This window comes from Agromyces italicus DSM 16388 (assembly GCF_000421545.1).
GTDB classification, from domain to species: Bacteria; Actinomycetota; Actinomycetes; order Actinomycetales; family Microbacteriaceae; genus Agromyces; species Agromyces italicus.
In genome coordinates, this window is record NZ_ATXF01000004.1 from 800896 (window position 1) to 822038 (window position 21143).

General features: G+C 71.8%; 12 protein-coding genes. 11 read left to right on the plus strand and 1 reads right to left on the minus strand.

Annotated features, from left to right (window positions below; translation table 11 throughout):
• The first annotated feature begins 10 nt into the window (after positions 1 to 10).
• From H516_RS0104045 to H516_RS0104095, 11 genes are all read left to right on the plus strand, one after another.
• Complete coding sequence (locus H516_RS0104045; protein WP_026378398.1) at positions 11 to 1411, plus strand: serine/threonine-protein kinase; 1401 nt, start codon at positions 11 to 13, stop codon at positions 1409 to 1411.
• The gene (locus H516_RS18200; RefSeq protein WP_051138669.1) at positions 1411 to 7269 is read left to right on the plus strand and encodes an Ig-like domain-containing protein; all 5859 of its coding nucleotides are present in this window, start codon (positions 1411 to 1413) and stop codon (positions 7267 to 7269) included. Before H516_RS0104045 ends, H516_RS18200 begins: the two co-directional genes overlap by 1 nt.
• On the plus strand, positions 7266 to 8237 hold the full coding sequence (locus tag H516_RS0104055) for an AAA family ATPase (RefSeq protein WP_022888443.1): 972 nt from the start codon (positions 7266 to 7268) through the stop codon (positions 8235 to 8237). The genes H516_RS18200 and H516_RS0104055 overlap by 4 nt, the downstream gene beginning before the upstream one ends.
• Positions 8234 to 9547, plus strand: coding sequence for a DUF58 domain-containing protein (locus H516_RS18205; protein ID WP_022888444.1), 1314 nt, complete (start codon positions 8234 to 8236; stop codon positions 9545 to 9547). The genes H516_RS0104055 and H516_RS18205 overlap by 4 nt, the downstream gene beginning before the upstream one ends.
• A complete protein-coding gene (locus H516_RS0104065; RefSeq protein ID WP_084620265.1) occupies positions 9544 to 11835 on the plus strand; it encodes a transglutaminase TgpA family protein in 2292 nt (763 codons plus the stop codon). The genes H516_RS18205 and H516_RS0104065 overlap by 4 nt, the downstream gene beginning before the upstream one ends.
• On the plus strand, positions 11832 to 12431 hold the full coding sequence (locus tag H516_RS21145; protein WP_084620268.1) for a zinc ribbon domain-containing protein: 600 nt from the start codon (positions 11832 to 11834) through the stop codon (positions 12429 to 12431). The genes H516_RS0104065 and H516_RS21145 overlap by 4 nt, the downstream gene beginning before the upstream one ends.
• 94 nt (positions 12432 to 12525) lie before the next feature.
• Positions 12526 to 15591, plus strand: coding sequence for an FtsK/SpoIIIE domain-containing protein (locus H516_RS0104075; protein WP_022888447.1), 3066 nt, complete (start codon positions 12526 to 12528; stop codon positions 15589 to 15591).
• Positions 15592 to 15727: 136 nt separating this feature from the next.
• Entirely contained in the window at positions 15728 to 16942 is a 1215-nt protein-coding gene (locus H516_RS0104080) for an ABC transporter substrate-binding protein (protein WP_026378400.1), read from the plus strand.
• Between the two features lie 2 nt (positions 16943 to 16944).
• The gene (locus H516_RS0104085) at positions 16945 to 18144 is read left to right on the plus strand and encodes an ABC transporter ATP-binding protein (protein ID WP_026378401.1); all 1200 of its coding nucleotides are present in this window, start codon (positions 16945 to 16947) and stop codon (positions 18142 to 18144) included.
• A gap of 2 nt (positions 18145 to 18146) precedes the next feature.
• A complete protein-coding gene (locus H516_RS0104090; protein WP_022888450.1) occupies positions 18147 to 19058 on the plus strand; it encodes an ABC transporter permease in 912 nt (303 codons plus the stop codon).
• 95 nt (positions 19059 to 19153) lie between these two features.
• Entirely contained in the window at positions 19154 to 19954 is an 801-nt protein-coding gene (locus tag H516_RS0104095) for an ABC transporter permease (protein WP_051138697.1), read from the plus strand.
• Between the two features lie 197 nt (positions 19955 to 20151).
• On the opposite strand, the gene H516_RS0104100 is transcribed toward H516_RS0104095, so the two are convergent.
• Positions 20152 to 21141, minus strand: a complete 990-nt coding sequence (locus H516_RS0104100) for an asparaginase (RefSeq protein WP_022888452.1) — start codon at positions 21139 to 21141, stop codon at positions 20152 to 20154.
• Positions 21142 to 21143 lie beyond the last annotated feature (2 nt).

Below are 21143 nucleotides of genomic sequence, written 5' to 3' on the forward strand. Positions count from 1 at the left end.
AGGGGGGATCGTGACACGACGACTACCGTCCACCCCGCCGACCCTTCCCGGCTTCGAGTTCATCAGAGTGCTGGGCTCCGGTGGGTTCGCCGACGTGTTCCTCTACGAACAGAACATGCCGCGCCGTCTCGTCGCGGTGAAGGTCCTGCTCGCGGGGGTCGTGAACGACGACCTGCGCCAGATGTTCCAGGCCGAGGCGAACCTCATGGCCCAGCTGAGCTCGCACCCCTCGATCCTGACCGTCTACCAGGCGAGCGTCGCCGCCGACGGCCGACCGTACCTCGTCATGGAATACTGCTCGGCCTCGATCGGCCAACGCTACCGTGCCGTCCAGCTGCCGCTCGGCGAGGTGCTGTCGATCGGAGTGCGCGTCGCGAGCGCGATCGAGACCGCGCACCGCTCGGGGGTGCTGCACCGCGACATCAAGCCCTCGAACATCCTGACCACCGCCTACGGTCACCCGGTCCTCGCCGACTTCGGCATCGCGGCCACACTCGGGCAGGCCGAGATCTCCGAGCCGGTCGGACTGTCGATTCCCTGGTCGGCGCCCGAGGTGCTCCGCGATGAGGTCTCCGGGACGGTGGCGAGCGAGGTCTGGTCGCTCGGCGCCACCGTGTACTCCCTGCTCGCGGGACGCAGCCCGTTCGAGGTGATCGGCGGCGACAATCAGGCGCAGGCGCTCATCGCCCGCATCTCGAAGGGAAAGCTTCCGCCCACGGGGCGGGTCGACGTGCCCGCGAGCCTCGAGGCGGTGCTCGCACGCGCGATGTCGAAGCAACCGAAGGCCAGGCAGAGCGGGGCACTCGAGTTCATTCGCGACCTCCAGGCGGTCGAAGAGGAGCTGGGACTCCCGCAGACGCCGATCGAGGTCGCGATGGACGACTGGGCCCTCGCCACGGCCGTCGATCTCGATGAACGCACCAGGGTGAACCCGTCGCGGCCGACCGCCGACCTCGTGCGACGCCGGCGTCGCGCCGCGGTTCAGCGACCCTCGCCGTCGTCTCGAACCGGGCTCGCCGAGACGACCGGATCGCGGGGGCGCAGTGCCCCGCCGACCGCCGGTCGGCTCGCCTGGGGCATCTCGATCGTGGCGGTACTCCTGCTCGGGCTCGTCGGCGCGGGCGTCGTCACCGTGATTCAGAACACGCGGGCCATTCCCGTGGTCACCGAGGTTCGGGGCATCGCCGACGGCACCGAAGTCACCTTCGAGTGGGTCGACCCCGGTCTCCAGTCGGGGGACGCCTACATCGTCAGGGTCGACGGCGCAGCCTCGCCGATGCAGCGCGAGACCAGCTACTCGATCGACGCGGGCGAACGCGACCGCGTCTGCGCGAGCGTGACCGTCACGCGCGACGGCAAGTCGGGGGCGTCGAGCACCGAGCGCTGCGTCGAGGTCGAAGGAGTCGGCTGATGCGGTTCTCGATCCCGCGGCGTCATCGCTCGGCGGTCTTCACCGCCGCCGCGGTCGCCGCGGTGGTCGGCCTCGTGGGCACGATCGCGGTCACCAGCGGCGGCTACACCTCGCAGCGCGTCGATCTCGGCGACGCGGCGGTCTGGGTCGCGAACGAGGGAGCCCAATCGGTCGGTCGTGCGAACACCGCGGCGTTCGAGCTCAACTCGGTCGTCGAGACGGGCGGGGGCGCCACGATCGTGCAGCGCGGATCGACCGTGCTCGTGCTCGACGCCGATCGCTCGAGCGTCGGCATCGTCGACGCGGCGACCAGCGAGTTGACCCAGCCGGTCGCGGTGCCGCCCGACGTCACGACGCTCGCGCTCGCCGGCTCTCAGGTGGTGCTCGCCGCCGACGGTGACGTGTGGCGCACTCCGCTCGCCGAGTTCGCCGAGTTCTCCGCCGACGCAGACGCGGCGCTGAGCTTCGGCGCCGACGCGGTGATCTCGGTCGATCCCGCCGGCCTGATGTTCGCCGTCACACCCTCGGCCGGCGAAGTGGTGAAGGTCGATGCGGCCCGCAGCGCGACGGTGTCGTCCGAATGGCGGATCGATCCGGCGGCCGACCACGAACTGCAGATCACATCCGCGGGCGGGCGCTGGGCCGTCCTCGACGCCGACACCGGCGTGCTCTCGCTCGACGGCCGCGCGATCGACCTCTCGGCCGAGATCGGTCCCGACGACGCCCGGGTGCAGCTCGCCTCGTCGGCGGGCGATGAGATCTGGATCGCCACCAACCGGGCGCTCCTCGCCGTCGACCCCGACAGCGGAGCGGTGCGACGAGCGGTCGCGGGCCGCTCCGGCGTACCCGTCGCCCCTGTGGTCGAAGGCGGCTGCGTCCACGCGGCCTGGTCGGGCGGCGACGCGTGGCGATCGTGCGACGGGGCACCCGGAGAACTGTTCCCGCTCGACGGCGCCACGGGCGACGACCTCGATTTCCTCGCCAACGGCACCGCCCTCGTGCTCAACGATCGCGGCAACGGGCGCACCTGGGCTGCGAGTCGCGACTATCAGCGCATCGACAACTGGAAGGAACTGCTCGAGGCCGAGCGCGACGACGAGCAGCTCGAACGCAACGATCCCGAGGATCGACCGACCATCGAGAAGCGCAGCGTCGAACCGGTCGCCGAGGACGACGTCTTCGGCGCCCGCCCCGGGAGGTCGACCCTGCTGCCGGTACTGCTGAACGACTACGATGCGAACGGCGACGTGCTGATGATCGAGCAGCCCGAGGAGCGCCTGCCCGAATGGGCACGCCTCGACCTCGTCTCCGACAACCAGCAGTTGCAGCTCACGCTCGCCGACGGGGCGACCGGGGTGCTCCGCTTCGCCTACCGCGTCGGTGACGGGCACGGCGGAAGCGCCACGGCCGAGGTCGAGGTGACCGTGCGCGGCAGCGACGAGAACGCGGCACCCGAGCAGCGTCGGCGCATCAGAGCCGATGTCGCCGTGGACGGCCGGCTCACCAGCCCGGTGCTCGGCGACTGGGTCGATCCCGACGGCGATCCCGTCTTCCTCGCCGAGTCGGCGGCCGACGCGCCCGATCGGGTCTCATGGTCGGCCGAGGGCACGGTCGTCTTCCACGAGGGCAGCGGCTCGACGGGCGAACGCGTCGTCGCGCTCACCGTCTCCGACGGGCGGGCCGAGGCGTCGGGATCACTCGAGGTCACGGTGCATCCCGCGGGGGAGGTGCCGATCGTGGCCGAGCCCTTCATCGCACTGGCGACCGCCGGCGACGAGATCCGGATCGATCCGCTCCGCCATGTCCGCGGCGGAACGGGGCAGGTCGGGCTGACGGCCGTCCCGGCCAAGCCCGAGGTCGAGATCACGCCCGACTACGACGGCGGCACCTTCCGATTCTCGAGTCTCTCGGTGGGCACCCATCACCTCGAATACACGGTGAGCGATGGCGGAGCCCCGGTCACCGGCATCGTGCGCGTCGACGTGCAGCCCCCGCCCGATCGCGATCCGACTCCCGTCACCGTGCCGCACACGGCCTTCCTCCGCGTCGACGACCCGGCCGACGTCGACGTGCTCGCCACCGACATCGACCCGACGGGCGGCGTGCTCGTCATCACCGATGCCGCGCGCGATCAGGCCGGCGTGCAGATCGAGATCATCGAGCATCGACTGCTGCGGGTGACCCTGACGGCGCCGCTCGAATCGGGTTCGACGAGTTTCACCTACCGCGTGAGCAATGGCCTCGCCGAGGCGGAGGGCGAGGTCACGCTCGTGCAGGTGCCCGAGCCGGCGCTCGCGCAGCCGCCGGTCGCCGCCGACGACACCGTCTCCGTTCGCACGGGCGACGTCGTCGACATCCCCGTGCTCGAGAACGACGAGCATCCCGACGGCATCCCGCTGCTGCTCTCGCCCGAACTCGCGTCGACGCCCGATGACGGCCTGCTGTTCGCCTCGGGAGACCGCCTGCGCTACTTCGCCCCCGAGACGCCGGGCAGCTACACGGCGGCCTACCGCGTCGAAGACGAGCGGGGCCAGTTCGCGAACGCCACGGTGTCGATCTCGGTGAGCGAATCCGATCCCGCGACGAACGCCGATCCCGTCCCCGAGACGGTCGACGCCCGGGTGATCGCCGGGGGGACGGTGCGCATCCGGATCCCGCTCGGCGGCATCGACCCCGACGGCGACTCGGTGCAACTGCTGGGGCAGCAGTCGAACACCGAGCTCGGGACGATCGAAGCCGGCGGTCCCGACTGGCTCGACTATCGCGCGGCCGACTATTCCGCAGGCACCGACACCTTCGCCTACGCCGTCATCGATGCGTTGGGCGGCCGGGCCGAAGGCACGGTGCGGATCGGCATCGCGCCGCGCGACGAACGCCCGGAGGCGCCCGTCGCGGTCGAGGACGTCATCACGGTACGGCCCGACCGCACGATCACGGTGCCGGTGCTCGAGAACGACTTCGATCCGGCGGGCGGCGCCCTCGAGATCGTCGAGGTCGGTTCGCCGGGCGAGGGCGCGGGGGAGGCGCGCATCGACGGGGAACGTCTCGAGATCGACGTACCGGCGGTGGAGGGCGAGCAGGGATTCCCGTACACGATCGAGAACGAGTCGCTCGGCCGGGCGTCGAGCTTCCTCACCGTGAACGTGCGCGAGGACGCCCCGCTCGCCCGCCCCGAGGCATCCGACACCGTGCTCACCCTGACCGACATCGTCGGCGTGGAATCGGTCGTCGTCCCGGTGCTGCGCGGGGTCTTCCTCGCCGACGCCGACGAGCGACGCCTCGGGGTCGATCTCGTCGACGGCTACCGCGACGGGGCGGAGGTGCGGGGTGACGGCTCGATCCGGATCACGGTGGAGGATCGCCGTCGCATCGTCCCGTTCATGGTGTCGCATCCCGACGATCCGACGATCACCGCGCACGCGTTCGTCTGGGTGCCCGGCCGCGACGATGCGCTTCCGCAGCTCCGCGCCGACGCGCCCGACGTCGAGGTGCGGAGCGGCGAGGCGGTCGAACTCGAACTGGCCGACTTCGTCATCGCCGCTTCCGGCCGCCCGGTGCGCCTCACCGACGAGGCGAGCGTGCTGGCCTCCCACAGCGACGGCTCCTCGCTCGTCGTCGACCGCGACACGCTGCGGTTCCAGAGCGAACCCGGGTACGTCGGGCCGGCGTCGATCTCGTTCACGGCGACCGACGGGGAATCGGCCGACGACCCCGACGCGCGCACGGGCACCGTCGTCATCCCGATCGAGGTCCGCTCCAACGAGGACGAGCCTCCCGCGTTCACGGGCGGGGTGATCGATTTCGAGCCGGGCGAACGGAAGACGATCGACCTGTCGCGGCTCACGCGCTCGCCGGGCCCATCCGACGTGTACGAGGTGCTGCCCCCCGCGGCCGAGGGCTTCGACGTCGAGCTCGACGGCACCGATCTCACGATCACCGCTCGCTCGGCGACCGCACTCGGTACCGAGTCGTTCGTCGCGATCGGCGTCTCCGACGACGCGGGCGACGGCAGCGGCGGCCGGATCGTGCTGCGCCTGGTGCCCTCCACGAAGCCCGTCGCCCGACCCGCCGATGACACGGCGATCGCCGCGCGGGGGCGCACCGCTTCGATCGATGTGCTGGAGAACGACGAGGCGACCAACCCCTTCCCCGAGGTGCCGCTGCGCGTCGTCGACGTCGAGTTGGGCGATCTCCCCGCCGGTGTCGCGATCTCGCCGAGCGAGGACCGCTCGACGCTGACCGTCACGGTTTCCGAGACGGCGGCACCGATCAACACCACGGTCAGGTACCAGGTCGAGGATGCCACGGGCGAACCGTCGCGACGGGCCTGGGCCGCGGTGACGGTGTCGGTGCAGGATCGCCCCGAGCCGATCATCTCGCCCCTGCTCACCGGCTTCGGCGACGGCACGCTCGACATCGCCTTCGGTGCGGGTGCCTTCAACAATTCGCCGATCACGGGCTACGAGCTCGTGCAGATCGACCCCACGTCGCGCGACGCTATCACGACGACCCGGTGCGAGGCGACGAACTGCACGATCGCGACGCCCGGCAACGGCCAGGCGAACGCGGTGCTCGTCGAGATCAGGGCGCGCAACGGGATCGGGCTCTCGGACCCGGTGGCGGTGCCGGGGCCGGTCTGGTCGGACGTCGTCCCCCCGCCCGCCGACGGGCTCCGCGCGCTCCCGCGCGACGGGCGGCTCCGTCTCGAGTGGAGCCCGGTCTCCGGTGGGCCGGGCAGTGCCGTCGGGTCGTACGTCGTGACGGTCGCGGGCGTCTCGACCGAGGTCTCGGCGGCGTCGACGTGCACCGCCTCGCTCTGCAGCGTCGACTCGCAGGCGATCGCGAACGGCAGCCGGGTGCCGGTCGCGGTGAGCGCACGCAACCAGGCGTACCCGGCGCTCGCGAGGTGGACGGAGGCGACCGCCACGGGAACGCCGTTCGGCCAGCCGGTCGCCGCCGCGCTCGACGTGGCCGGGGATGCCGCGGCGGGTACCGTCACCGTGACGTGGACGCCGTTCTCGGGGAACGGCGACGCCATCGCCGGCTATTTCGTGCAGCGGCTCGTCGTGGGTGAGACCGCCGTTCCGGGCGGTTCGCAGGCCTGCTCGGTGACCGCCCCGGCGCCCGGCGCGGTCGTGCCGCCCTCGACGGGCGGCACCGTCGCCGAGACGTTCGGGGTGGGCCCCGGCACCTCGAGTGTGCGATTCACCGGGACGGCGACGGAGTCGGCCCGCTACTCGTTCGTCGTCTGGGGCTACAACCGCGCGGGATGCGCGCACACCGCGGTCGCCGGCACCGTGGTACGTCCGGCGCCCGGCGACGTCGGTGGCGTCGACAGCCGGATGGGGTGGAACGGGGCGGAGACCTGGGACCGCCGCATCGACGGCGTCGACGTGGATGCGCCGCGCATGGAGATCGTCGCCGTCGACGAGAACGGCGTGCAGATTCCCGGCTCGACGCGCGAGTTCCGCGGATCGGGATGGCTGCGGGATCTGCTCGGCGGCCGGTTCGACTTCGGCGAGACCGGCCGGTTCCAGGTGCGCGGCTGCAGCGTCTGGGGCAGCTGCGGCGCCTGGTCGAAGGCGCTGCCCACCGGCGGATCGCCGTCCCTCACCTTCGCCCTGCCGAGCCGGCTCTGGGACGACCGCACCGCCGGCTGGTCATGGACGAGCCCGCCCGACAACTCGGGCCTGCCCGCCGCCTTCAGCTGCGGCATCGACGGGGAACGGGGTCGACGGGCGCAGACACCCACGAGCTGCCAGATCGCGGGGGTCCGTCCGGGCGACCAGGTCTGGTTGGATGTTGAGGTCGCCGGTGTGACCGCCCGGTTCACCGCGACGAGTAAGGAGCCGTCATGACGATGTCCCCCGATGATGCCGCCCGGTTCGCTGCGACGCTCGACCGCCTCGTCGGCGCGGTCGAGGAGGTGCTGCTCGGCAAGAACCGGGTCGTGCGGCTCGCGTTCACGGCCCTGCTCAGCGAAGGGCACCTGCTGCTCGACGACGTGCCGGGCACGGGCAAGACCTCCCTGGCGCGGGCGATGGCGCAGTCGGTCTCGGGTTCGAGCAACCGGGTGCAGTTCACGCCCGACATCCTGCCCGGCGACATCACCGGGGTGACGGTCTACGACCAGCGCTCCGGACTGTTCGAGTTCCACGCAGGGCCGGTGTTCGCGAACGTCGTGCTCGCCGACGAGATCAACCGGGCGAGCCCGAAGACGCAGTCGGCACTGCTCGAGGTGATGGAGGAGGGGCAGGTCACCGTCGACGGACAGTCGCACCCCGTGGGGCATCCGTTCATGGTGATCGCGACCCAGAACCCGGTCGAACAGGCGGGCACCTACCGGCTGCCCGAGGCGCAGCTCGACCGCTTCCTCATGCGCACCTCGATCGGCTACCCCGACCACGCGTCGACCATCAGGATCCTCGAGGGCGCCGACCAGCGGGCCCACGATCATCGGGTCGAGCCGCAGGTCGACGCCGCCGAGGTGATCGAGCTCGCCGCGCTGGCCCGCACCGTGTTCGTCGACCCCACGATCCACGACTACGTCTCGAGACTCGTCGACGCGACCCGCACCGCTCGCGAGGTGCGTCTCGGCGTGAGCGTGCGGGGCGCGCTCGCCCTCATCCGCACGGCGAAGACCCATGCGGCCGGCCGGGGGAGGCACTACGTGGTGCCCGATGACGTCAAGGCGCTCGCCGAGCCCGTGCTCGCGCACCGGCTCATCCTCGACCCCGAAGCCGAGTTCGACGGCGTGACCGCCTCGAACATGATCGCGCAGGTGCTCATCGAGACGCCGCCGCCCTCGACGAGGCAGGCGATGTGACCCTCGGCCCCACCCGCACGACGATCCCCGAGGAGGCCCGGAACGAGGGTGTGCTCGCGGTCGTCATCGCTCGCGCCGTGCGCGCGGTCGCGGCCGGGTCGGCGTTCGTCGCCGGCGCGGCACGAGGGGTGCAGGGTGTCGTGACACCGCTCGGCTGGTGCGTGCTCGCCGCGAGCGGCCTGGCACTCGCGGTCGGCTACGGTTTCGGCCTGCTCGAGGTGATCGCGCTCGGCTGGGCGTCCCTCGTGTTGATCGCGGCCGCGGCGCTCTGGCTCGTCGGGCGCGGTGCGGGGCAGGTTCGGCTCGTCGTGCCGATCCCGAGAGTCGTCGTCGGCGAACACGCGGAGGCGCGTCTCGTCGCGGTCAATCCGGGTCGTCGCCGATTCGGCGGGGTGCAGCTCGAACTGCCGGTCGGCACCGCGGTCGTCGAACGGGTGCTGCCGGGCCTCGCCCGGGGCGGCGAGTACGAGGTGCAGTTCCGCATTCCCACCGACCGGCGTGGCATCGTGCCGATCGGTCCTGCACGCACGGTGCGCGCCGACCCGATCGGCCTGATGCGCCGGGAGATCATCTGGTCGGAGACCGCCGAGCTCAAGGTCCACCCTCGCACGGTCCCGATCGCGGCGCTCAGCAGCGGGTTCATCCGCGATCTCGAGGGTTCGCCGACCCGTGATCTCACCTCGAGCGACATCGCGTTCCATGCGCTGCGCGAGTACGTCGCCGGCGACGACCGACGGTACATCCATTGGAAGAGCTCAGCGAAGACCGGCACCTTCATGGTGCGCCAGTTCGAGGAGTCCCGGCGAAGTCGGCTGATGGTCGTGCTCGACCTCGACGCAGGGGCGTATGCGAGCGACGCCGAGTTCGAGCTCGCGGTGAGCGCTGCGGCGTCGGTGGGTGCGCGCGCGATCCGCGACGCGCGCAGCGTCACATTCGTGGTCTCGGGGCGCCAGGCCGGGCGGATCGGGGCGATGCGCGAGCTCCCGACCGTCTCGCGCGACCGGCTCGTCGACGCGCTCTGCGTCGTCGAACGCGAGGAGCGCGTCGCCCTCCTGCCCGATGTCGCCCGGAGCGCGGCGGAGTCGCTCCACGGCCTCTCGCTCGCCGTGCTGGTCACCGGCACGGCGCGCGGCGTCGGGCCGCTGCGTTCGGCCGCGACCCGGGTGCCGGCCGGCGTCGACGTCGTCGCCGTGCAGTGCTCGCCGGAGGGGGAACCGACCGCGCGCGCCGTCGCCGGTCTCACGGTGTTCGGCATCGGCTACCTCGAAGACCTCCGCGCGATGCTCGCGAGATCGGCGTCGGTCGCATGAACTCCCGCGCGGGGAATGCGGCGGTCGGCATGGGATGGTCGGCGGTCCTCAGCGTCGCCCTCGTCCTCGCCATGCTCGTCGCAGCGATGATCCCCTGGTGGCCGACGTACGAGAGCGGGGCGTTCTTCATCGCGGCGGGCACCGCCATCGTCGCCGGCGCGGTGATCGGGGTGGCCGGCGCACGGTTCAGGGCGCCGGCATGGGCTGTCGTGCTCGCGGTCGTCACCGCGTATCTCGTGCTCGGGGTGGCGGTCGCCGTCCCCGATCGTGCGCTGTTCGGGCTGCTGCCGACTCCGGCGGGGCTCGCAGAGCTCGTGGCGGGGGCCGCGCTCTCGTGGAAGCAGCTGGTCACGATCGCGGTGCCGGTCGGCTCGTACCAGGCGCTCCTCGTGCCGCCCTTCCTGCTCGGCCTCATCGCCTCGACGAGCGCCGTGACCATCGCCCTCCGCTCCCGCCGTCCGGCGCTGGCCGTACTGCCGCCGGCGGCGCTCCTGCTCGCCGGCATCGCGCTCGGCGTCATGCACTCCGCCGTCGCCCTCGAGGCCGGGCTCGCCTTCTTCGTCACCGCCGTCGCGTGGCTCGCCCGGATCAGGATCGCGCAGCGCCGGCGCATCTCGAGCGGTCGGCCGGTCGAGGCGACGCTCGCCGACGCTCGTCGAGTGGTCGGGGCATCCGCCCTCATCGCGGTCGCGCTCATCGGTGCGACCGCGGCCGCCTTCGTGGTCCCGATGCCGGCGCGCACCGTGGTGCGCTCCGAACTGCAGCCGCCGTTCGAGCCCCAGCAGCACGACAGCCCGCTCGCGGGATTCCGCACCGCCTTCGGCGACGACGTCGCCGAGCAGCCGATGCTCGAGGTGCGCGGACTCCCGGCGCGCGCCGGCCTCAGGGTCGCGGTGCTCGACAGCTACGACGGCATCGTGTACTCGGTGGGCGGCGACGACGGCAACGGATTGTCGGGCAGGTTCAGCCGAGTGCCCTACCGCCTCGATCAGCCCGAGGACTACGGCGAGGAGCAGCGGATCGAGGTCTCGATCCTCGGGTACGACGACGTGTGGGTGCCCGGGATCGGTCGGCTCGAGCGCATCGACTTCGCCGGGCCGCGCAGCGAAGAGCTCGCCGAGCGATTCTTCTACAACGACGTGACCGGCACGGCGGCGGTTCAGCAGGGGCTCCGCGACGGCGACCGGTACACGGCGGTCTCGATGGTGCCGGTGCCGCCCCGGGACATCTCGGTGCTGCGCCCGGGCACGAGCGTGCTGCCGCCGATGCCCGAACTGCCGGGCGACCTCGAGGACCTTCTCGACGAGTGGGCGCCCGCCGCGAACGCGGAGGGCCCGCGACTCGCCGCCGTCATCGAGGGATTCCACCGGGGCTACGTGAGCCACGGCCTCGACGGCGAGCGGAGCCGTTCGGGGCATGCCCTCGACCGGATCGCGGAACTCGCCTCGGAACGGCCGATGGTCGGCGACGGCGAGCAGTACGCGGTCGCCGCGGCGCTCATGGCCAGACGGATCGGGTTCCCGGCACGCGTGGTCGTCGGGTATCTCCGTCAGCCGGGAACCGAGTACGACGTCGAGGCCGACGTCGTGCGCTTCCGGAGCGGGGACCGGCAGGCGTGGATCGAGGTGCAGACCTCCGGCGGGGAGTGGGTCGCGGTCGACCCCAACCCGCCGCTGCGCCCGATCCCCGAGAAGGAGCCCGACCAACCGCAGAGCGTTTCGCGGCCGCAGTCCGCGCTGCCGCCACCCGCGGAGCGCACGCCCGTCGACGACGACGCCACCAAGCCGGATGCCTCGACCGACGACCCGTCCGACGGATCGGGCGCGTGGCTCGATGCGCTGTTCGGGGTCCTCGAGGTCTCGGGGTTCGTGCTCCTCGCCGTCGCCGCGATCGTCAGCCCGTTCCTCGCCGTGATGGTCGCGAAGCTGCGTCGTCGTCGGCTGCGCCGACGGGCGGACACCGCCGTCGAGCGCATCGAGGGCGGGTGGCGCGAGTTCGCCGACTCCGCGAGCGACTACGGCTACGCGATCGTGCCGAATGCGACGCGCGCCGAGCAGGCGGCGATGGTCGGCGGGCTGGGTCCGCTCGTGCTCGCCTCGGCGGTCGACCGGGCGGTGTTCGCTCCCGGCGGGCCCGAAGACGGCGATGATCGCCGGGTCTGGGAGACGGTCGACGAGTTGCAGCGGCGCCTCGGCGAGACGCGTCGTCCGATCGATCGGCTCCGGGCCGCGATCTCGCTGCGCTCGCTCGGCGGGTACGCTGTGACCCGGAGAGGAGCACGTTCGTGAGGTGTCGGATCTGCAATGCGGAGCTGCCCGCCGAGGCGATGTTCTGCGGCGAATGCGGCAGCTCGACGAGCGCGACGCCCGAGACGCGGCGACGCGCCGATCCGCGGCCCGGTGACACGACGGTCGTCGACCGCTTGCGCTCCTCCCAGCGCAACAGCGGCGTGATCAGTGTGCCCGTCGACGGGTTCGCGGCACCCGTGCCGCTGCCCGAGGCGGGCGTCGCATCGCCTGCGGTGCCGCCCGCGCCGCCGGCGGAGGACCAGCCGGCCTCGCCGCGGTTCACCCTGCGATTCAGCACCGGCGAGACGCTGACGGTCTTCGGCACCGGTCTCATCGGCCGTCGGCCGCTGCCGCAGCCCGGCGAGGAGTTCGACCACCTCGTGCAGATCGCCGATCGCACGCTCTCCGTCTCGAAGACCCATCTCGAGTTCGGCGAGCACGACGGCGTGCTGTGGGTCGCCGACCGCTTCTCCGGCAACGGCACCGTCGTACGGCGGCCGGATGACGGAGCCCTCCGGTGCGAGCCGGGGCGACGCTACCTCGTGCCGCGCGGCAGCCGGGTCGAACTGGCCGAGCAGTCCTTCGTCGTCGTCTGACGTCCACTCCTCCACAACGCGGTCGCGGCGCGCGCAGTGCACGGCGTGATCGGGTTCTCGACGGCCCGGGCGTGTCGGGTGGTCGGATGTCACGGTGCACCCCTTCGACGACGCCGATCCGACGCCCCTGTTGCCGCTGGCGCTGCCCCAGGCGCCGCCCGAACCCGAACGACCCGCCTTCCCGGTGCTCGCGACCCTCGCACCGGTCGGCGGTGCCCTCGCTCTCTGGGCGATCACGGGTTCGCCGTTCTCGCTCGTGTTCGCCGTGCTCGGACCGATCGTCGCGCTGACCTCACTCCTCGATGCGCGGCGTCAGGCGAGGCGTCGGCTCCGCCGCGCCGCGGCCGACCGAGAGGCTCGCCTCGACGATCTCCGCGCCGAGATCTCGGCGCGCCACGACGAGGAGCGCCGTGCGGCGTGGCGGCTGACGCCCTCGCCTTCGTCGATCGTGTCGAGCGCGGCGCGACCCGTATGGACCGATCCGACGCCGAAGCCGCTCGTGCTCGGCGCCGGAGTCAGGCGCAGTTCCGTGCGCATCGACGGGGTGCCGACCGATGCGCGCGACCGCGCGGTGCTGGAGCGCGCAGTCCGGCTCAGCGGCGCGCCCGTGCTCGCGGAGCCCTCCACCGGGATCGGCTTCGTCGGACCGCTCGCGCTCGCGCGTTCGGCCGCGCGTGCCGCGCTCGTGCAGCTCGTCGGCCGGGTCGACCCCCGAGCGGTCGCCGTCGCCGCCCCGTCCGGCGCGGAGTGGGAGTGGGTGCGGCGGTTGCCGCACGGCCGCCTCGGCGCGTCGGGCCCCGCGCGCGGCGACGCGCCGTGCGTCGTCGTCATCGATCCGGCGTCCGAGCGTGAGGTCGCAGCAGTCGACGCAGCCACAGGGGCGGGCGTCGGCCCGCAGGCGGCGCGCGCGGGCGCGGCGGCGGGCGGTTCGCCCCGGCCGCTGCGGTCCGGGCCTGCGGGCCGCTTCCGGCTGGTCGTCGCGGAGGAGATGCGGCTGCTGCCGCCCGGGCTCGCCACCGTGCTCCGGCTCTCCGGGCCGCGGGCCGCCGTGGTGCACCGCGACGGCGCGGCACCCGCCGCGATCGAGCCTGCGCTCGTCGGGTCGGTGGAGGCGCAACGGTGGGGCGATGCCATGGCCGGGGCCGCGGCGCTCCTCGATCTCACCGGCGATGCCGGGATCCCGCGCCGGGTCGCGCTCGCCGAACTGCCCGCCGCGGTCGGCGGCGCGCACGCCCGCACCTCGCTCGCCGTGGCCGTCGGCGTCGCCGATGACGGCCCGCTCCTGCTCGATCTCGTCGAGCACGGCCCGCATGCGCTGGTCGCGGGCACCACGGGCAGTGGGAAGAGCGAGTTCCTCCTCGCCTGGCTCGCGGCGCTCGCCAGGGCGTACCCGCCGGCGCTCGTCTCGTTCCTGCTCGTCGACTTCAAGGGCGGCGCGGCCTTCGAGCCGATCCGCGGGCTCCCGCATGTGGTCGGCGTCGTCACCGATCTCGACGAGTCAGAGGCGCTGCGTGCGGTGGAGAGCCTGCGGGCCGAGCTCCGGCACCGCGAGGCGGTCCTGGCAGGCGTCGGAGCGCGCGATCTCCGCGAACTCGGCGAAGAGGTGCCGCTCGGCCGTCTCGTGATCGTCGTCGACGAGTTCCAGGCGATGATCGAGCGGTTCCCCGAGCTCGGCGGGGTCATCGCCGACATCGCGGCCCGTGGGCGTTCGCTCGGGGTGCACCTCGTGCTCGCCTCGCAGCGGCCGAACGGCGTCGTGCGCGAACAGGTCACCGCGAATTGCGCCATCCGGGTCTCGCTCCGCGTCATGCAGCGGGTCGACAGCCTCGCGGTCGTCGGCACCGAGGAGGCTGCGGAGATTCCGCCCGGCGCACCCGGTCGCGCGGTCGTCGATCGCGGGGACGGTCGGCCGGTCCGGTTCCAGTCGGCGATCGCCGACGAGGCGGCGGTGCTCGGTGCGCGCGTGGCGAGTGCGTCGCTGCCGCGGGCCCGTCGTCCCTGGGTCGATCCGCTTCCTCGTCGGATCGCGCCGGACGAGCTCGACGCGCTCCTCGAAGCGTGGGAGCCGGCATCGGGCGGGGTGAGCCGCGCGGGTGCGGCCATCGGACCCCGGTCTCGCCGGGCCGGGCCGAGCGGCTTCGGGCTCGTGGACGAGCCCGAACGGCAGCGACGATCGGCAGCCGCCTGGGATGCGGCGAGCGACGGTCACCTGCTCGTGGCGGGGATGCCGGGCAGCGGCCGTTCGACCGCGCTCGAGGCGATCGCCGCCGTCGTGCGAGCGGCGCACGGCGAGTCGGCGGTCGTCCGCCTCGAGGGGCCGCGCAGCGCGATCTGGGACGCCATCGAGCGGCTCGTCGACGATGCACGCGAGATCGCCCGCGGCCCGAGGCTGCTCGTCATCGACGACCTCGACACGCGCCTGCGTTCGTGGCCCGACGACTATCGCGCACTCGCGCTCGAGCGGCTCGAGACGCTGCTGCGCGAGGGGCGCTCGCGCGGGCTCGCGGTGGCCGCCTCGACGAGCCAGTGGCTCGGCGTCCCGCACGGCCTCCGCGACGCCTTCGGCATCCGGCTCCTGCTGCGCCACGCGACGCGCGCCGAACTCACCCAGGCCGGGGGAGCGGGCGAACTCTGGCGGTCGGTCGAGGTGCCGGGTGCGGGTCAATGGCGGGGGCGGCGCGTGCAGGTCGTCGACACGCCCGTTCCGGGCCGGGCCGGCAGCCCCTGGCCGTCGAGTGGGGCGCCGCTCGCGGCGCACGTCCCCGCACTCGATATCGACCGGGCCGCGCGTATCGCCGTCGTGACGACGAGCCCGAGCGCCGATGCCGAACTCCTCCGCAGTGCGGGGCACGCCCCGGTCGTACTCGGGCCGCACGCCGACGCCTCGGCGCTCGCCGCCCTCGGCCGCCCCGGTGCACCGGTCGTCGCGGTCGGCAGCGCCGAGGCATGGTCGGCGCAGTGGTCCCTGCTCTCGACGATCAGGGAGACCGCGACGATCCTCGTGCGCGGCGGGGCATCCGAGTACCGAGCGCTCATCGCCGACCGCGTGCTGCCGCCGCTGCTCGACGAAGGGGCGACGCAGGTCTGGGTGCGACCGCCGGGCGGAGCCACCGTGCGCCGGCGGTGGCCGCTCGAGGCGACAACCGATTCCGCCGCGTGAGACGCGATTCGAAACGGAATCCGTACAGAACGTTCCAAGAAATTAACGATTCGGACATCAAGTACTGCGTGATCGCCCTGCAGTGTGTCAGTATCTTCCCACCCCGCATGAGCTTGCAACCGAAATGGAGTCCCTCGTGAGCACTCGGCCCCTGCCCCAAGACCCGATGATCCGCTCGCTGATCGCGAAGGCGCGCCAGTCGCAGCTGAATCGTCGCACCCTCCTCGCCGGCGCAGGTGCCGGCGCGACCGCCCTCGCCCTCGCCGCGTGCTCGACTGGCGGCGGACAGACGAAGCCCACCCCCGCGGCCGACGAATCCGCGAACGACAAGACCCTCAACTGGGCCAACTGGGCCGCCTACATCGACGAAGACGACGACGGCAACTACCCGACCCTCGTCCGCTTCACCGAGGAGACCGGCATCGAGGTCAACTACGAGGTCGCCGTCGACGACAACAACACCTACTACGGCAAGGTGAAAGACCAGCTCGCCCTCGGCAAGGACATCGGGGCCGACCTCTCGGTGCTCACCGACTGGATGATCGCCCGCTGGATCCGCTTCGGCTACGGCCAGGAGCTCGACCACGCCAACATCCCGAACCTCGCGAACCTCACCCCCGCGCTCCGCGACCCCGACTTCGACCCGGGCCGCAAGTTCTCGGTGCCGTGGCAGGGCGGATTCGCCGGCATCGCCTGGAACAAGGAGGCGATCCCCGGCGGCATCTCGAGCGTCGCCGACCTCTGGGACTCGTCGCTGAAGGGCCGTGTCGGCGTGCTCTCCGAGATGCGCGACACCATGGGCTGCATCATGCTCGACGAGGGCGTCGACATCGCCGGCGACTGGGGCGACGAGGAGTACACCGCCGCCATCGAGGTGCTGCGCAAGCAGGTCGACGACGGTCAGGTCCGCAACATCAAGGGCAACTCCTACCTCGAAGACCTGAAGAGCGAAGACACCCTCGCGGCGATCGTGTGGTCGGGCGACATCACCGTGCTGAACGCCGAGGCCGGCGACAAGTGGGAGTTCGCGATCCCCTCGGCGGGCGGCACGCTGTGGAACGACAACTTCATCGTGCCGATCGGCTCGCCGCGCAAGACGAACGCCGAGAAGCTCATCGACTTCTACTACGACCCCGAGGTCGCGGCCGAGGTCGCTGCCTGGGTGAACTTCATCACGCCGGTCGTCGGCGCGAAGGAGGCCGCCGCCGCGATCGACCCCGAACTCGCCGAGAACCCCCTGATCTTCCCCGACGAGGCCTTCCTCGAGAATGCGCACATCTTCCGTTCGCTGAGCGGTGCCGAAGAGCAGAAGTACCAGGCCGAGTTCCAGTCGATCCTGCTGGGGTCGTGACGGTGTCGATCCGAGAATTCGCCGAGCGCGGCGCCGACCTCGAGCTCGTCGGCATCCAGAAGCGCTTTCCGGGATTCACCGCGATCGAGGAGCTCGACCTCACCATCCCCGCGGGCTCCTTCTTCGCGCTGCTCGGCCCCTCGGGCTGCGGTAAGACGACGACGCTCCGACTGGTGGCCGGCCTCGAGGAGCCGACCCGGGGCCGCATCCTGATCGGCGGCACCGACGTCACCTCGACGAAGGCGCACCAGCGCCCCGTCAACACGGTGTTCCAGAGCTATGCGCTCTTCCCGCACATGTCGATCCTCGAGAACGTGGGCTTCGGGCTGAAGCGCCGCCGCATCGCCGACGCCGAGGCACGAGCGCACGAGGCGCTCCGGCTCGTCGAGCTCGACCACCTCGCACAACGTCGCCCCGCCCAGCTCTCGGGCGGCCAGCAGCAGCGCGTCGCGCTCGCCCGCGCGATCGTGAACCGACCGGCGCTGCTGCTCCTCGACGAGCCGCTCGGCGCGCTCGACCTGAAGCTGCGTCGGCAGATGCAGCTCGAGCTGAAGTCGATCCAAGAGGAGGTGGGGCTGACCTTCCTCCACGTCACGCACGACCAGGAGGAGGCCATGACCATGGCCGACACCGTCGCGGTGATGAACAAGGGCGCGATCGAGCAGATGGGCGCTCCCGAAGAGCTCTACGAGCTTCCCCGCACGACGTTCGTCGCGAACTTCCTCGGGCAGTCGAACCTCTTCACCGGCGAGGTCGTCGGCACGACCGACACCGCGATCACCGTCGACGTGCAGGGCACCCCGGTGATCGTGCCGACGGCACGTGCCGCCCGGCACCAGGGCGAGGTCACCATCGGGGTCCGTCCCGAGAAGGTGGCGCTGCACCGCGACGCGCCCGCCTCCTCCGCCGAGCGCAATCTCATCGGCCCCGGGCGGGTGATCGACGTCTCGTTCTCGGGGGTGAGCACGCAGTACCTCGTCGCGGTGCCCGGCATCGGCACGCTCACGGTGTTCGCGCAGAACATCGGATTCGGGCCGGTCGCCGCCGAGGGCGCCGAGGTGTGGATCAGCTGGCAGGTCGAGCACGGCTTCGGGCTGGAGGACGAGCCGGGCGAGGCCGCCCGCTTCCCAGCCGACACCGACACCCGTTCGATCGCCGCACAGCGGCGCGATGCGCTCGTCGCGGAGCTCGAGGAGCACTGACCATGGCCTTCGCAGCGTTCGCGACGGCGGAGGCGCAGCCGCAGGCACCGAGAAAGAAGAGCCGCATCGCGCTCTTCCTCCTCCTGCCAGGCATCCTCTACCTCGTGCTCTTCTTCCTGACGCCGCTGGTGTCGCTCGTGCTGACCTCTCTGCAGGCCCCGCGCGAGTTCGGCGACATCGGCCAGTACGACTACGCGTTCAACTGGCAGAACTACGTCGACGTCGTCGAGGCGTACTGGCCGCACATCCTGCGGTCGTTCGGCTACGCCCTGGCGGCGACGGTGCTCGCGCTCGCGTTCAGCTACCCGCTGGCGTACTTCATCGGCGTGAAGGCCAGACGCTGGCCGCTCCTCCAGAGCCTCATGCTGGTGCTCGTGATCGCCCCGTTCTTCATCAGCTTCCTGCTGCGCACGCTCGCGTGGAAGCAGATCCTCTCGGACGAGTCGTTCATCATCACCTCCTTGAAGGCGCTCTCGCTGATGGCGCCGGACGCGCACTTCACGGGCACGCCGTTCGCGGTCATCTTCGGCCTGACCTACAACTTCATCCCGTTCATGACCCTGCCGCTCTACACGACCCTCGAGCGCCTCGACCTGCGCTACCTCGAAGCGGGCAGCGACCTCTACGCGAACCCGTTCACGGTGTTCCGCACGGTCACCGTCCCGCTGTCGATGCCCGGCATCGTCGCCGGGACGTTGCTCACGTTCATCCCCGCCGCGGGCGACTACGTGAACGCGAGCCGCGACTTCCTCGGCGGTCCCGACACGCAGATGATGGGCAACGTGATCGAGGCGAACTTCCTCGTGCTGCTGAACTACCCGGCGGCGGCGGCCCTCTCGATCATCCTGATGGCGGCGATCCTCGTGCTCGTCGGCGTCTATGTGAAGCGCTCCGGAACGGAGGACCTGCTGTGAGCGGAGAAGTCCAGGCGGCGGCCGTCCTCGGCGGCCTCAGCGAGAGCGAACAGCTCGGCGAGAAGCGGCCGGGGGGCAAGGTCCGGCCGCGCCGGATCGGCCTCGGCGACTGGCTCCTGCCGGCCTACACCGTCATCGCGTTCGTGTTCCTCCTCATCCCGATCGTCTACACCTTCGTGTTCTCGTTCAACGACTCGATCAAGTCGAACATCGCCTGGCGCGGCTTCACGCTCGACAAGTGGCTGAACGTCTGCAACGTCGAGGGCGGCGCGGTCTGCCAGGCGTTCGGCAACAGCATCGTGATCGGCGTGGTCGCGACGGTCATCGCCACGACGCTCGGCACGATGATCGCGATCGCGCTGGTGCGCTACCGGTTCCGGGCACGCTCGGCGATCAGCCTGCTGCTGTTCCTGCCGATGGCGACCCCGGAGGTCGTGCTCGGCGCGGGGCTCGCCGCGCAGTTCCTCGCGGTCGGGGTCGCGAAGGACATGACGACGATCATCCTGGCGCACACCATGTTCTGCATCAGCTTCGTGGTGGTCACGGTCAAGGCGCGCGTCGCGAGCCTCGACCCGGCGCTCGAGGAGGCGGGGCGCGACCTCTACGGTTCGCCTGCGCAGGTGTTCTGGCGGGTCACGTTCCCGCTGCTCATGCCGGGCATCCTCGCTGCGGCGCTGCTGTCGTTCGCGCTCAGCTTCGACGACTTCATCATCACGAACTTCAACTCGGGCGCCGTCTCGACGTTCCCGAAGTACGTGTACATCTCGGCGTCGCGCGGCATCCCCGCCGAGGCGAACGTCATCGCCTCCGCGGTGTTCCTCTTCGCGCTCGTGCTGGTCGTCGGTGCGCAGGTGTCGCGGGCGGCACGCGCGAAGCGACTCGCGAAGCTCGGCTGACGCGAACGGGTGTCGTACGAGACGGATGCCTCGGCGGGAGCGGCGGTTTCCACCAGCCCCCGCCGAGGCTTCCGTCGTCGTGCCGCACCCGGGCGGGACCGGGCCGGGGCCGAGTGAGGTTCGACCCCGTGCAAGGTAGGTTCGAACCCACCTCGGCGCCTCGAACCGTCCTCAACCGCGTGGGCGTGGCCGCGCGCTCAGACGGTCGCGCGGATCTCGCCGACGCGGTGTTCGCCGCCCATGACCCAGAGGTCGAGCTCGGTCTGCACCGCGTCGATCGCGGCGTCGTCGAGCGCGCCCGCCGCGGCGAGCAGGCGCAGCCCGATGATGGTCGATGCGCGGGAGGACCCGTCGAGCACCTTGAGCGCGGTCGTCGTGCCGTCGGGCGCCGACATCACCATGACGCCCTCTGCGCCGAACTTCGCGAAGACGCCGAGACGGTCGATGGCGACGGTGTCGGGCTGACCCGGCCCCGCGACCGCCCAGGCGTGCTCGCGCGCCGCGGCGGTGAGCGCCGCCGATTCGCGGTACAGGGCGAAGGGCGAACCGGCCTGCGCCGTCGTGATCTTGTGGATGCCGCGGGCGAGCGCCGTGAGGGTGATCGCGTGCACCGGGGCGCCGCAGCCATCGATCGCCGAGGCGGCGGGCCGTTCGCCGGTGAGACGCTCGAGCACATCGAGGATGCGCTTCTGCAGCGGGTGCTCGGGGTCGAGGTAGCCCTCGACCGGCCACTCGTTCGCGACGCAGGCGTTGAGCATCGCCGCGTGCTTGCCCGAGCAGGTCATGTAGCCACGGCGCTTCGCGCCTCCCCGTCGGATGAGCTCGTCTCGGGCGACCCGATCGCCGGGGGCGGAGGCCGGGCAGCCGAGCGACGCGTCGGTGAGCCCGACACGGCCGAGAAGACCGTCGACGAGCGCGACGTGCGCGGCGGTGCCCGAGTGGCTCGCCATCGCGATCGCCGCGTCTTCACCGCGGAGGGTGACGCCGCTCGTCATCACCGCGACCGCCTGGAACGGCTTGAGGGCCGACCGCGGGAAGACGGGTGTCGCGACGTCGCCGAGCGCGCGCACGACGTCGCCTTCGGGGGAGAGCACGACGGCGGAACCGGCGTGCCTGGACTCGATGAAACCACTTCGTTCGACCACTGCGAGCTGGACGGAGTCTTCGACGGAGAACGTCTCGGCCACGG

What these genes read in the sequence shown, in the direction of transcription:
- H516_RS18200 (WP_051138669.1), top strand. Translation starts at nt 1,411, where the DNA reads ATGCGGTTCTCGATCCCGCGGCGTCATCGCTCGGCGGTCTTCACCGCC.
- H516_RS0104065 (WP_084620265.1), top strand. Translation starts at nt 9,544, where the DNA reads ATGAACTCCCGCGCGGGGAATGCGGCGGTCGGCATGGGATGGTCGGCG.
- H516_RS0104055 (WP_022888443.1), top strand. Translation starts at nt 7,266, where the DNA reads ATGACGATGTCCCCCGATGATGCCGCCCGGTTCGCTGCGACGCTCGAC.
- H516_RS0104090 (WP_022888450.1), top strand. Translation starts at nt 18,147, where the DNA reads ATGGCCTTCGCAGCGTTCGCGACGGCGGAGGCGCAGCCGCAGGCACCG.